General features: G+C 42.5%; 9 protein-coding genes. 4 read left to right on the top strand and 5 right to left on the bottom strand.

Annotated elements, in window-relative coordinates; translation table 11 throughout:
- Positions 1 to 129: 129 nt before the first annotated feature.
- Positions 130 to 1,914, bottom strand: coding sequence for a right-handed parallel beta-helix repeat-containing protein (locus tag MHB83_RS07020; protein WP_310026001.1), 1,785 nt, complete (start codon positions 1,912 to 1,914; stop codon positions 130 to 132).
- A gap of 262 nt (positions 1,915 to 2,176) precedes the next feature.
- On the opposite strand from MHB83_RS07020, the gene MHB83_RS07015 reads away from it, so the two are divergent.
- Positions 2,177 to 3,670: a peptide MFS transporter gene (locus MHB83_RS07015; RefSeq protein WP_044140493.1), complete on the top strand. Its 1,494-nt coding sequence runs from the start codon at positions 2,177 to 2,179 to the stop codon at positions 3,668 to 3,670.
- Between the two features lie 45 nt (positions 3,671 to 3,715).
- Here MHB83_RS07015 and MHB83_RS07010 read toward each other — a convergent pair whose 3' ends face one another.
- Positions 3,716 to 5,107, bottom strand: a complete 1,392-nt coding sequence (locus MHB83_RS07010) for an amino acid permease (RefSeq protein WP_050945663.1) — start codon at positions 5,105 to 5,107, stop codon at positions 3,716 to 3,718.
- Between the two features lie 367 nt (positions 5,108 to 5,474).
- On the opposite strand from MHB83_RS07010, the gene tcyA reads away from it, so the two are divergent.
- From tcyA to MHB83_RS06995, 3 genes are read left to right on the top strand one after another with little or no spacing between them, the layout of a single operon-like run.
- Complete coding sequence (tcyA, locus tag MHB83_RS07005) at positions 5,475 to 6,290, top strand: cystine ABC transporter substrate-binding lipoprotein TcyA (RefSeq protein WP_003213831.1); 816 nt, start codon at positions 5,475 to 5,477, stop codon at positions 6,288 to 6,290.
- Complete coding sequence (locus MHB83_RS07000; protein WP_034325166.1) at positions 6,277 to 6,969, top strand: amino acid ABC transporter permease; 693 nt, start codon at positions 6,277 to 6,279, stop codon at positions 6,967 to 6,969. Before tcyA ends, MHB83_RS07000 begins: the two co-directional genes overlap by 14 nt.
- Positions 6,970 to 6,981: 12 nt before the next feature.
- Positions 6,982 to 7,725 carry an amino acid ABC transporter ATP-binding protein gene (locus MHB83_RS06995; protein WP_050945488.1) on the top strand — a complete coding sequence of 248 codons (744 nt, stop codon included), beginning with the start codon at positions 6,982 to 6,984 and terminating at the stop codon, positions 7,723 to 7,725.
- A gap of 39 nt (positions 7,726 to 7,764) precedes the next feature.
- On the opposite strand, the gene MHB83_RS06990 is transcribed toward MHB83_RS06995, so the two are convergent.
- From MHB83_RS06990 to MHB83_RS06980, 3 genes are all read right to left on the bottom strand, one after another.
- Positions 7,765 to 8,049, bottom strand: coding sequence for an AbrB/MazE/SpoVT family DNA-binding domain-containing protein (locus MHB83_RS06990; protein ID WP_050945487.1), 285 nt, complete (start codon positions 8,047 to 8,049; stop codon positions 7,765 to 7,767).
- A gap of 105 nt (positions 8,050 to 8,154) precedes the next feature.
- Positions 8,155 to 8,715: a class D sortase gene (locus MHB83_RS06985; RefSeq protein WP_050945486.1), complete on the bottom strand. Its 561-nt coding sequence runs from the start codon at positions 8,713 to 8,715 to the stop codon at positions 8,155 to 8,157.
- A 6-nt stretch (positions 8,716 to 8,721) separates the two neighbouring features.
- A complete protein-coding gene (locus tag MHB83_RS06980; protein ID WP_342496757.1) occupies positions 8,722 to 12,771 on the bottom strand; it encodes an isopeptide-forming domain-containing fimbrial protein in 4,050 nt (1,349 codons plus the stop codon).
- Between the last annotated feature and the right edge of the window lie 125 nt (positions 12,772 to 12,896).

Here is a 12,896-nt window from a genome sequence, read left to right as displayed (position 1 = left end):
TTAATCGGTTTTATCAATAAAAAAAGGGCAAATGTTGCGAAAAATGAAAAATAATTATTACTATATGCCCTTTTTACAGGATTGTCAACCGCCTTCTGAACCTCCAAAATTAGGGATTTCACCCGTTTATCACGATGTATCGATTTCAATATTCCCAATGAGCCGATCTGTAGTATGTGTCATCAATTGGCTGCGTTCCAGCATGTTATGGGCGATCACGGAATGAGTGGAAGATATGGTGCGGACGGCAATCGCTTTTTGAGGAGATAAATTAATGATGTTATTCCGCAGCACACGGGCTGAGGCGGCTTGATCGATAAAGATCGCCGTCGGCTGTCCGATCGAACGATTTAAATAAAAGCGGTTATCTCCGATTTGTGGTGAACCGTTCTTAATATACATCACGACATATAAAGATGATTCTTCAAAGGAATTGTCTTTGATTTCTAATGGACCCGTCGTGCTGCTGTATACGGCGTAGTTTTGGTAGTGCTTAAAGCGATTTTGCCAAATGAAAGCCTTTGCATTTCCAGTGACACTGATCGTATACGAAGACCCTAGCTCTGGGTGTCCTTCTTGAATAAAGAGGTTGCCGTTAACTCCAGCTTCTCCTTCCTGCACCCAGATCCCTCTGCTGAAATCTTTAAATTGATTGTGCTGGATCAGGATATTCGTTCCTCTCACCATCGCTCCATCAATCACCGAGTAAATCGTATTGTTTGAAAAGACGACGCTATCCGACTGATAGATACGCAGCGCTGCGCTTCTTTGCCCTATATTCGTCCCCGATTCAATATGATTTCCTTCTATTAGAATACGGTTCGCCATATAAACGGACAAAGCCGCATCTTCAAATAGACTGATCTTATTCCCTGTAATGTGAACACTATCGCCCCTCACATCAATCCCTTTTTCAAATCCCTCAATCATATTGCCAATAATGATCACATTGTTTTCCGTTTGACCAAAAGAGACTCCTAAGCTCGTAATCCCAGCTTTTGTGACGCCTCCTCCTACTGCACGGATCAAATTGTTGGCAATGATGGTTTCGGTGGCAAAGCCATAGGAGATACTGCTGTCTGTGTGATTGCCTTCAATGATGACACCATAGCCGTTGAAGTTATAAATGGAGCTTGCGGCACCACCTCTTACAATGTTGTTTCGAATTTGAATATTCAGTGGTTCCTCCATATTAACCGCATTTTCTCCGTAGCCTTCAATATCAATGCCCATTCTCGGCTCGACTCCGTCAACTCCTGCTCTCTCCAGCAGGCAGTCCTCCACAATGACTCCATCACAGCCTGTAATCGAGATATTGTTTCGTCTTGAATCTGTGATGTGGCAGCCAGAAATGTGAATAGATGAAGCAGGCGAGTACGATTCAGCTTGTGATAATAAACCGTGAGGACTGACAATGATGCCGTCTCCCGTACAATTCTTGATTTGTACACGATTCACTTCCACATCAGAGGCCCCTTCAATACATATCCCAAAGCCCCATTCATGGGTTTTTCGTTCAGGGGGAAGCGACTTGTACACATGCTCATGGCGATCCCCTTCGATTCGCCCACCCCGGATGGTCACATGCTGAACCTTTCCTATATAAAAGGCCGCATACCCCCACGAATCATTTGGTTTCACCTTAATTACGGCATCCGGCGCCATCTCAATGGTCATATGACTTGGCACACGTATACCCGCACCCCGGAAAGGAAAAAATTGATCACCTCTGTACACAGCATCGATGACATACGTGCCGCTCGGCAGCCAGACATGGGAATACCCCTGTGCTTTCGTCCATTCTAAGCATTCATTAAGCCTCGCTGTACAGTCCGTTTTCCCATCCGCCACTACACCAAAATCTTGAACATTGACAACAGGTTTTTTTAGATCAGATTCATTCAATTCCCCCAATCTAAACCCCTCCTTTTCACACATGTCCTCTTGTCATCCTATGCATGTGTAAAAGGTTTGCTTGTACAATCCTTCAAATTTTAAATAAATTCTTCCAATATAACTTTCTGACCATTCTTACTTGAAAGAATTTTTCGTTTTTTGAGTCTTTACGCCTATTTAACTAACATTTTCCTGTTTTAGAATAGTTTTATATTGACACAAGAACTATACAAGAATATCATTTTTCTCATATCTCTTTTTTTAAGAAAGGATCTATGCCATGTCAACAATTGACCACGATAAAATTGTTAAAAGTGTTCCTCAAAAAGGTTTTTTTGGACATCCTAAAGGACTTTACACACTGTTTTTCACTGAATTTTGGGAGCGTTTCTCTTATTACGGCATGCGTGCACTGCTTATTTACTATATGTACACAGAGGTGACAAAGGGCGGTCTTGGTTTTGATCAGACGACAGCCAATTCGATCATGTCTGTCTACGGTGCGCTTGTCTATATGTCAGGCATTATTGGCGGATGGCTCGCCGACCGAGTATTCGGTTCGTCCAGTACGGTCTTTTATGGCGGGGTTTTCATTATGCTTGGACATGTCATTTTGGCTTTGCCAAGCGGTGCAACAGCGCTCTTTATTAGTATGGGGCTGATTATTATTGGGACAGGTCTTCTGAAGCCGAATGTTTCAAACATTGTTGGCGACTTGTATTCCAAAACAGACCCACGCAGGGATTCTGGCTTTAGTATTTTCTACATGGGGATCAACATGGGCGGTTTTATTGCCCCATTAATTGTCGGAACACTCGGTCAAAAAGTGAACTTCCACCTCGGATTCTCACTTGCTGCCGTTGGGATGCTTGTTGGTCTGATTACATTTGTGATCACGAAAAAACCGAATCTTGGTCTTGCCGGTACTTATGTAACAAATCCGTTATCAGCTACTGAACGCAAGAACTTCAAAATTTTCGGAACATTAATTGCCATTGTGCTCGCTGTTTTTGTCGTCATTGGCATTCAAACAGGCGCACTCACGATTAATCTATTCACTTGGTTTGTCAGTGTCCTTGGTGTGCTCATTCCGATTGTGTATTTCATCGTCATGTATTTCAGTAAAAAGACGAGCCCAGTGGAGCAATCCAGGGTTCTCGCTTATATTCCATTGTTCCTTGCTGCGGTGATGTTCTGGGCGATTCAAGAACAAGGCTCAAACATTCTAGCCACATATGCAGATCAACGAACAAACTTGAATTTCCTTGGGATGACACTTGCCTCTTCGTGGTTTCAATCATTGAACCCAATCTTTATTGTGCTGCTGTCTCCTGTGTTTGCTTGGTTGTGGATTAGACTTGGAAAGAAACAGCCGTCTACCCCGATTAAGTTCTCACTTGGCCTTCTGTTTGCAGGATTATCCTTTATCATCATGATCATTCCTGCCTACATGTCTGGTCCGAATACACTTGTGAGCCCATTATGGCTCGTTCTGAGCTTCTTCCTCGTCGTGATCGGAGAGCTCTGCTTATCACCTGTTGGGCTGTCAGCGACAACAAAGCTTGCACCTGCTGCCTTCTCAGCGCAAACAATGAGCCTTTGGTTCCTTTCAAATGCGATGGCACAGGCGATCAATGCCCAAGTGGTCAAACTGTTTGATAAAGTGCCAGAAACCGTCTATTTCGGTATCATTGGATTGCTCGCCATCGTTTTATGCGGTGTGATGCTGCTCTTAACACCAGTGATTAAGAAAGCGATGAAAGGTATTCATTAAATAAAAAAAGAAGCCTCCCCATTGGGTTGGCTTCTTTTTTCTAGTTTAAAACCGGATCTCATCATCTCCATGAATTTGCAGCTTAAGCGGTTCACTTTTCGCCTGATGCTTTTTCACATAGCGGTGATAGACGACATACCCAATGATCATGAGAGGGACGCCGACATATAACCCGATGCGCTGCTCCTGATCAAAGGCAAGGCTGACCAAAACAATGGTGTTGAGTGTGATCGCAATAATCGGCAGCACCGGATAAAGAGGGGTTTTAAATTTTAAGTTTTCCAGCTTTCCGCCTGCTTTAAGATATCTTCTGCGGAATAGCATTTGTGATAAGGTAATGGTGATCCAGCCAGTCTGGGCACTCATGCCGGCAATGGACACGATCCAGGCAAAAACTGTTTTCTCTGCAAAGAACCCGGATAATAGCGAAATCCCTGTAAACAAGAACGTGAGCAGTAAGGCATTCATCGGAATACCGCGCTGATTCACGCGTCTAAATGCTTTTCCTGCCATTCCTTCTTTCGATAAGGAATAGAGCATTCTCGTCGATGCGTACAAGCCAGAGTTGGCAACAGATAATAAAGCGATGATAATGACAAAGTTCATGATATCTGCCGCAAAAGGAATGCCCGTTCTCTCAAATACAGTAACAAACGGACTTTGCAGCACACTCGCTTCCTTCCAAGGCACCATACCCGCTAAGACGAAAATAGATAGGACGAAAAAGACGAGTGTACGCCAAACAGTCTGATGAATTGAGCGAGGAACGGTTTTCTCAGGGTTTTCACTTTCTCCGGCCGCAATCCCGATCAGCTCTGTTCCTTGGAATGAAAAGTTCACGGTGATCATCGTGACCACAACGGCGAGCAATCCATTTGGAAACAGCCCATCACTCACAAAATGACTGAAGTAAGGGGCAGGTTCACCGCTCGTTGTTTCAATAAAACCAAACATCGCCGCTCCGCCTACACCTATAAAGAGTAAAATCGCAATAATCTTAATGGTTGAAAAGAAAAACTCCGACTCCCCGAACGCTTTCGCCGACCGGGCATTTAATAAGAAAAGACACAGTCCAAATACGAGACACCAAATCCACACATCCACTTGTGGAAGCCAGCGCCTCATCAGCTGTCCTGCTGATAAAAATTCCAGGGCGACCGTTGCTGCCCAGCCAAGCCAATAAATCCAGCCGACCGCAAAACCCGCTGCAGGGCTGACAAATTTCGTCGCATACGTATGAAACGACCCGGACACAGGAAGTGCAACCGACAGCTCTCCAAGACACAGCATGGTTAAATACATAATCAATCCGCCCACAATATAAGAAAGAACGGCTCCAACTGGCCCTGCTTGTCCAATCGTATAGCCCGTTCCTAAGAAAAAGCCTGTCCCAATGACACCGCCAAGTGAAATCATAAATAAATGACGGGAGGTCATCGCCCTTTTCAATTGCTCGGGCTGATTTTGTCCAACATCCACAATGATGCCCTCCTTCTTCTAAGATGATAACTTATCAAAACATGTCTCCATGTGATTCATTCCATTTTCAAAACAACCTACTAATTATACATCTTTTATAATAAATATGCTTCCTTCTATGGTCACTGTCTCAAAGTCTTTATTTTAATAATGTTCGCACAAATAAAAGATGAAAGGCTTTGTAGACATGAGAGGTTTGAAAGAAACGGGTTGCGGGCATAAAGTTGGTGAGATTCGCTCAAGCTAGTTTCAAATGCTTTACTTTTAGGTTGCTTCTCTGTAAGATCATATGTTGTAAATACCAACAAGAAAAGTGGGGAATAAAATGAAAAAAATGTTCTTTGCCATTATGTTAGGCGCTTGTGTTGCATTGATCACGGCATGTGGATCTGGTGCAAGCGACAACGCGAATAAACAATCTGGGTCTAAGGAATCAGGCGACCTTTGGAAATCCATTCAGGATAAAGGTGTTCTGACGATCGGAACAGAGGGAACTTATGCTCCTTTCACATTCCATGACAAAAAGACAGATAAATTAACTGGCTACGATGTAGAAGTCATCACAGAAGTAGCAAAACGTCTTGACTTAAAACCTGAATTCAAAGAAACACAATGGGACAGCATGTTTGCTGGACTGAATTCAAAACGTTTTGACGTGGTAGCGAACCAAGTTGGTAAAACTGGACGTGAAAATCAATACGAGTTCTCTGATAAATACACAACGTCTCAAGCCATTGTTGTGACAAAATCAGATAACAACGACATCAAGAAACTATCTGATGTAAAAGGCAAAAAAGCAGCACAATCATTAACAAGTAACTACAATAAACTAGCTACAGATGCTGGTGCTAAAATTGAAGGCGTTGAAGGTCTTGCACAATCGATTCAATTGATTCAGCAAGGACGTGCTGATCTGACGTTCAATGACAAGCTGGCTGTATTGAATTACTTGAAAACAAGCGGGAACAAAAACCTAAAAGTTGCATTTGAAACAGGAGATCCTCAAGAAACTTACTTTGCGTTCAGAAAAGGCAGCGGCGAAGTCGTTGACAAAGTGAATGGCGCATTAAAAGAAATGAAAAAAGACGGTACACTTGCTAAGATTTCTAAGAAATGGTTTGGTGAAGATGTTACAAAGTAATACCCTAGGAGTCGTCATTCCTTGGGATCTTCTTCAGCAATCTTTTTGGCCAATGGTGATGCAGGGGATTTATTACACAATCCCCCTCGCCATCATTGCTTTTATTATTGGTATTTTTATCGCGCTTGTGACAGCACTTGCTAGAATGTCTAAAATCAAAGCCCTCAGATGGATTTTTTCCATCTATGTGTCGGCCGTTCGCGGAACGCCGCTTTTTGTGCAATTGTTTATTATTTTCTATTTCTTTCCGACATTTAATATCACACTGGATCCATATCCAAGTGCCATTATCGCTTTTTCATTAAACGTAGGTGCGTATGCATCGGAAATTATCCGTGCATCCGTCCTATCTGTTCCTAAAGGTCAATGGGAAGCTGGTTATTCAATCGGGATGACGCATCGTAAAACGCTCGTCCGCGTGATTTTACCGCAGGCTGTGCGTGTATCGATTCCACCGCTATCTAATTCATTCATTAGTTTGGTGAAGGATACATCTCTTGCCTCCCAAATCCTCGTAGCAGAGCTTTTCCGTAAATCACAGGAAATTGCTGCGGCGAACTTGGATCAGATCTTGTTCATTTATATGGAGGCAGCCCTGATCTATTGGGTATTCTGCTTCATTCTATCGCTCGTTCAGCATCAAATTGAAAAACGACTTGATCGATATGTCGCAAGGTAAGGAGGGAACGACATGCTAACAGTCAAAGGTCTCAAGAAATCCTTTGGTGAAAATGAGATTTTAAAGTCAATAGATTTTACGATCAACAAAGGACAGGTTGTAGCCATTCTTGGCCCATCAGGTTCAGGAAAAACAACGATGCTTCGCTGTTTAAATGCACTTGAAACACCAAATGGCGGCTCCTTTACCTTCGATGATTTCTCGATTGATTTTTCGAAAAAAAATAAGTCAGCTGATCTGCTGAAGCTTCGCCGGAAATCGGGAATGGTGTTTCAAGATTATCACCTGTTTCCACACCGCACCGTGCTTGAAAATGTGATGGAAGGTCCTGTCCAAGTACAGCGCCGTCCAAAGGAAATGGTTCGAAAAGAAGCCATCCAGCTCTTGCAAAAGGTCGGTCTTGAAGATAAAAAAGACCTGTATCCATTCCAGCTGTCAGGCGGTCAAAAGCAGCGTGTCGGGATTGCCCGTGCACTTGCCATTCAGCCAGAGCTTATGCTTTTTGATGAACCCACCTCTGCGCTTGACCCTGAACTTGTCGGAGAAGTCTTAAAGGTCATGAAGGATTTAGCGAAAGAAGGCTGGACCATGGCAGTTGTCACACATGAAATCAAGTTTGCCCAAGAAGTGGCGGACGAAGTGATTTTTATTGATGGCGGCGTCATCGTCGAACAAGGTCCTCCAGAGGAAATCTTCAAACGACCAAAGGAAGAACGAACAAAACAATTCTTAAACCGGATTTTGAATCCAGTATGATGAAAAAAGGCTGTTCTCACGTGATGAGAACAGCCTTTTTTATATTTCCTTTTGCAAGCGAAGCGCCAGTAAATCTTGCAGGAGCAGTCTCGCTCCCTCTGGACTGATAACCACTCCACCCGATAGCACTTTGTTGGAGCCTGTCACTTCCCCTGTGACGATACAAGGTTTATCCTGCCAATACGGCTTCATGACAATTTGGTCTTCTTCTCGATAAATCTCCATAAAATCGCGCGGATGAATTTTCAACCGTTTTCTTATATCTGTCGGAAGAACAATTCTTCCAAAGTTATCTATATATCTTACATAGTCTTGATTTAACAAATTGACCCCCTCCTGCATCTCTAGATATAGGCGATTCCCTTTTTATCAAGGAATGAAGCGCTCTAATCGGTTAGTGAAAGGATAAGTTGCAGGCTGATCCAGTGGCTAAACACGCTTCCCATATATGATATATCTGTTTGGTGCAGGACCAATGAAAGAAAAAGGATAACATGTGGTGAGGATAAGTTCTTCCTTTTCCTGTTGCAATGTAATAATACTTTGATCATCTTTTTTCACAATCTTTGTTTTCTCAATTTCATAGGTAAATCGTCCATATGAAAGTTCAATGACGAGTTGATCCCCTTTCACCAGTTCTCCTGTTCGTCTAAACACAGTATCACGATGCCCAGATAAAACGATTTGTCCTTGTTCATTAGGTAAATAGCTTTCGTGATAATGACCAACGCCCTTTGCTAAATCCTCCGCTTCTGTTCCTTCTACAATTGGTAACTCAGCATTTAACTTTGGAATGTGCAAGAGCCCAATGGTTTCACCAGCCTTCGGGACAAAAGGGGAATCTGTTTGCCCCTTTTGCTGGATGGCTGCTTGTGCAGACTGGAAAGATTGATCTACTTGCCTTTGCCCATCAACGATCCTCATATATCCTATCATCACAAGACAAATACCTGCTGTGATCAATAGAGTTGAGATGATTTTTTGAAACATGGATAATTATTCGTTTCTTTTTCTTCTTTTCCATACAATAAGGGAGGCACCTATTAGCACAAGTGCAAATCCTGCTAGTAAAAGGTTGTACATCGCTGTTGCAGTGTTCGGAAGATGATGACCAGGTGTATCCGGTTCTGAATGAGAAGGCTGTTCTGGATTCCCTGGCACCTCTGGCACATGCGGCGGTTCTACCGTTGTGGAGTTTTCAGGTTTGTCTGGTTCGTCCACATTCTCACCCTTCACAACTGCGATATTTTGAATGGTTTTACCTTCATATCCTTTAGCGACCTTCGCTTCAAAAGTAACCGTATGCCAGTCCATATCTTTGATATCGCCAAATTGACCGGTTACTGTGCCTTTTGTGTAGTCTCCGTTGTCGTCATCTTTTGCATCTGTGACACCTTGTGCATCTACTTTTAATGACCCTTCGACATACTCAAGACCTTCTGGCAGTTGATCTGCGATGACTAGATCTTTGATGACACTATCTTCTACACTATTTTTTGTTTTGATGGTGTAAAGAAGGGTGTCGCCTACTTGAACTTGTTTTTCATCTGTATTACCTTTTGCTTTTTGAGAGATCTCAGATGTTTTTTCTGATTCAAGCTTTGGATCCTTTGGATCAATTTTTGTTTCGGTTGTCGGCTCATCTGGCGGTGTGTTTTCGCCTGTTACTTTTGCTGTGTTTTGAATACTTTTACCTGATTGGCCTTTAGCGATCTTCGCTTCAAAAGTAACCGTATGCCAGTCCGTGTCTTTGATATCGCCAAATTGACCGGTTACTGTGCCTTTTGTGTAGTCTCCGTTGTCGTCATCTTTTGCATCTGTGACGGCTTGGTCATCTACTTTTAATGACCCTTCGACGTATTCAAGACCTTCTGGCAGTTGATCTGCGATGACTAGATCTTTTATGACACTGTCTTCTACACTATTTTTTGTTTTGATGGTGTAAAGAAGGGTGTCGCCTACCTGAACTTGTTTTTCATTTGTATTACCTTTTGCTTTTTGAGAGATCTCAGATGTTTTTTCTGATTCAAGCTTTGGATCTCTTGGTTCAATTTTTGTTTCGGTTGTCGGCTCATCTGGCGGCGTGTTTTCGCCTGTTACTTTCGCTGTGTTTTGAATGCTTTTACCTGATTGGCCTTTAGCAACCTTCGCTTCAAAAGTAATCGTATGCCAGTCCGTGTCTTTGATATCGCCAAATTGACCAGTTACTGTGCCTTTTGTGTAGTCTCCGTTGTCGTCATCTTTTGCATCTGTGACGGCTTGATCATCTACTTTTAATGATCCTTCGACGTATTCAAGACCTTCTGGCAGTTGATCTGCGATGACTAAATTTTTAACGATGCTGTCTTCTTCAAGATTCTTTGTTTTGATCGTATAAAGAAGGGTATCTCCTACCTGAGGTGTCTTTTCATCTGTGTTACCTTCAGCTTTTTTCTGAATGCTTGCATCCTTTTCTGATGCTAGTTTTGGCTCACGAGGGTAAATTTCTGTTTTTGTTGTTGGCTCATCTGGCGGTGTGTTTTCACCTGTTACTTCGGCTGTGTTTTGAATGTCTTGACCAGCCTGTCCCTTTTCAACAGTGACTTCAAACGTCACTGTATGCCAGTCCGTGTCCTTCACATCACCAAAATAACCTGTGACCTTTCCATCTGTGTAGTCACCGCTATCGTCATCTTTCACATCTGTGACAGATTCTCCATTAATTTCAAGAGAACCAGCGACATACTTCAGCCCTTTTGGCAATTGATCTGAGATCACTAGATTTTCAACAAGACTGTCTTCTATCGTGTTCTTTGTTTTAATCGTATAAAGAAGGGTGTCCCCTACTTCTGGATGTTTCTCATCTTTGTTACCTTCTGCTTTTTTCTGCAAAACCGCTGATTTTTCTGATTCAAGCTTTGGATCACGCGGATAGATTTCTGTTTTTGTTGTTGGATCGTCTGGTGGTGTATTTTCACCTGTGACACTCGCTGTATTTTGAATGTCTTTACCAGACTGTCCTTTTTGAATCGTGACCTCAAACGTCACGGTATGCCAATCTGTATCCTTAATGTCACCGAATTGTCCTGATACGGTTCTGTTTGTGACATCCCCATTGTCTTGATCTTGCTCATCTGTCACCGCTTGTCCGTCTACTTCAAGTGAATTTGGCACATATGCTAATCCTTCTGGCAGTTCATCTGAGATCACTAAGTTTTTAACGAGACTGTCTTCTATCGTATTCTTTGTTTTAATCGTATAAAGAAGGGTATCACCGACCTCTGGATGCTTCTCATCTGTATTACCATCTGCTTTTTTCTGCAGGACGGCTGATTTTTCAGAAGTCAGCTTCGGGTCACGAGGATAGATTTCTACATTCGTTGTCGGCTCGTCTGGCGGTGTGTTGCCGGTTGTGACACTCGCTGTATTTTGAATGTCTTTGCCTGCCTGACCTTTTTCAACTGTGACTTCAAATGTCACGGTATGCCATTTCGCATCTTTCACTTCACCGAACGTTCCAGTGACAGTTCCACCTGTCATATCACCGTTGTCATCATCTTTTACATCTGTAACTGGATTCCCATCTATCTGAAGAGAATTTGGTACATAAGATAATCCTTGAGGTAACTTATCAGAAATCACAAGGTCTTCAATCACACTATCTTCAACAGCGTTACGGGCTTGAATGGTATACAGTAATGTGTCGCCTACTTCTGGGTGCTTCTCATCTGTATTACCATCTGCTTTTTTCTGTAAGACCGCTGATTTTTCTGATTCAAGCTTTGGATCACGAGGATAAATTTCTATGTTTGTTGTTGGTTTGTCTGGCGGTGTGTTTTCCCCTTTGACATTGGCTGTATTTTGAATATCTTTGCCAGCTTGACCTTTTGCTACTTTCGCTTCAAATGTCACGGTGTGCCAATCGGTGTCTTTCACATCACCTATTTGACCTGTAACAGTACCGTTTGTAAAATCACCTTTGTCTTGGTCTTTTGCATCTGTTACGCCTGCGCCATCCACCTTAAGTGAACCTGGAACATAGGCTAAGCTGCTCGGAAGGTTATCTGATATGGTCAGATTTTTAAGAATACCGTATTGCACCGTATTTTTTGCTCTAATTGTATAAAGCAAAGTGTCGCCTACTTCTGGATTCTTTTCATCTGTGTTGCCTTCTGCTTTTTTCTGTAAGGCAACAGATTTTTCTGATTCAAGGTTAGGAGGATATGGATCAAATTCGGGCTTCACCCTTGAAGCTAAGTCGTAAGATAATGAATCACCTGCAGTGCCCATATATGTTGTACTTAATGTTTTCGCATCAAGTGTGAAAAGAGTAGAATGACCGATAGAGTCATCTTTTCCTGATTGTAATAGCATTTGTCCATTTGGCAAAAAGCTAATTCCTCGTACTCCTCCCTCAATAGGTTTACCATCTGCATTTGTGATTGGAATCACTCGAATTACTTCAGCTGTTTCAGGATTCATTTGCGCAATGGACCCACTGGTATTAGATGCGAACCAAAGATAGCCATCCTTATCGACTACAAGGTCTCCGCCAATGTCTCCGCCAATGCCAGGGCCAACGTCATAACCGGCAATTTTCTTGGCCGTTTTTTGACCAGTTGCTAAGTCGTACGTTGCAAGGTAGGGTTCTCCACCAACCGCATACGAATGAATATATTTACCGTTATAAACAACGGCATTTGGCGCTCTTCCGCCTAAAACACCTACACGCTCTGCTTGTCCAGTGGTCGCATTTATTTTATAAAGAACTGGCTCTCCACTTGCTGTCGTAGTTGCATACACTGTGTTTTCTTGATCATTCACAGCAACACCGTTCACTACAGACGAATTAATTCCCTTCACCTGTACACTAGCCTTTACGTTTGTTGGGTTTTGCCCATCAAGCTGATAAAGAACTAACTTACCATTTCCAATCATGTAGGAATCTGTGTTATTGACAACCACCGTCCCAGCGGCTTTCGTAACAGGTGGTGAGACTGTTAATAAATTTCCAGCAATCAACACCAATATAAGAAATAATTGACTCGTTCTTTTTAATATATTCATTTTTTGACATCCCCTTTTCCCTGCTTTAATCATAATGGTATGTACCAGTTCACCTCCCACACTTTGGTAAAGAATATCAGTAAGATTTCAAAAGCCTCAACAGGACTAAATGACTATTTTCGACA

The organism is Bacillus sp. FSL K6-3149 (genome assembly GCF_038630515.1).
GTDB lineage: Bacteria > Bacillota > Bacilli > Bacillales > Bacillaceae > Bacillus > Bacillus pumilus.
The sequence above is the reverse complement of the archived record's forward strand: the minus strand, read 5'-3'. Positions and strand labels throughout refer to the sequence as shown.

What these genes read in the sequence shown, in the direction of transcription:
- MHB83_RS07015 (WP_044140493.1), top strand. Translation starts at nt 2,177, where the DNA reads ATGTCAACAATTGACCACGATAAAATTGTTAAAAGTGTTCCTCAAAAA.
- MHB83_RS07010 (WP_050945663.1), bottom strand. Translation starts at nt 5,107, where the DNA reads ATGACCTCCCGTCATTTATTTATGATTTCACTTGGCGGTGTCATTGGG.
- tcyA (WP_003213831.1), top strand. Translation starts at nt 5,475, where the DNA reads ATGAAAAAAATGTTCTTTGCCATTATGTTAGGCGCTTGTGTTGCATTG.
- MHB83_RS07000 (WP_034325166.1), top strand. Translation starts at nt 6,277, where the DNA reads ATGTTACAAAGTAATACCCTAGGAGTCGTCATTCCTTGGGATCTTCTT.
- MHB83_RS06995 (WP_050945488.1), top strand. Translation starts at nt 6,982, where the DNA reads ATGCTAACAGTCAAAGGTCTCAAGAAATCCTTTGGTGAAAATGAGATT.
- MHB83_RS06985 (WP_050945486.1), bottom strand. Translation starts at nt 8,715, where the DNA reads ATGTTTCAAAAAATCATCTCAACTCTATTGATCACAGCAGGTATTTGT.
- MHB83_RS06980 (WP_342496757.1), bottom strand. Translation starts at nt 12,771, where the DNA reads ATGAATATATTAAAAAGAACGAGTCAATTATTTCTTATATTGGTGTTG.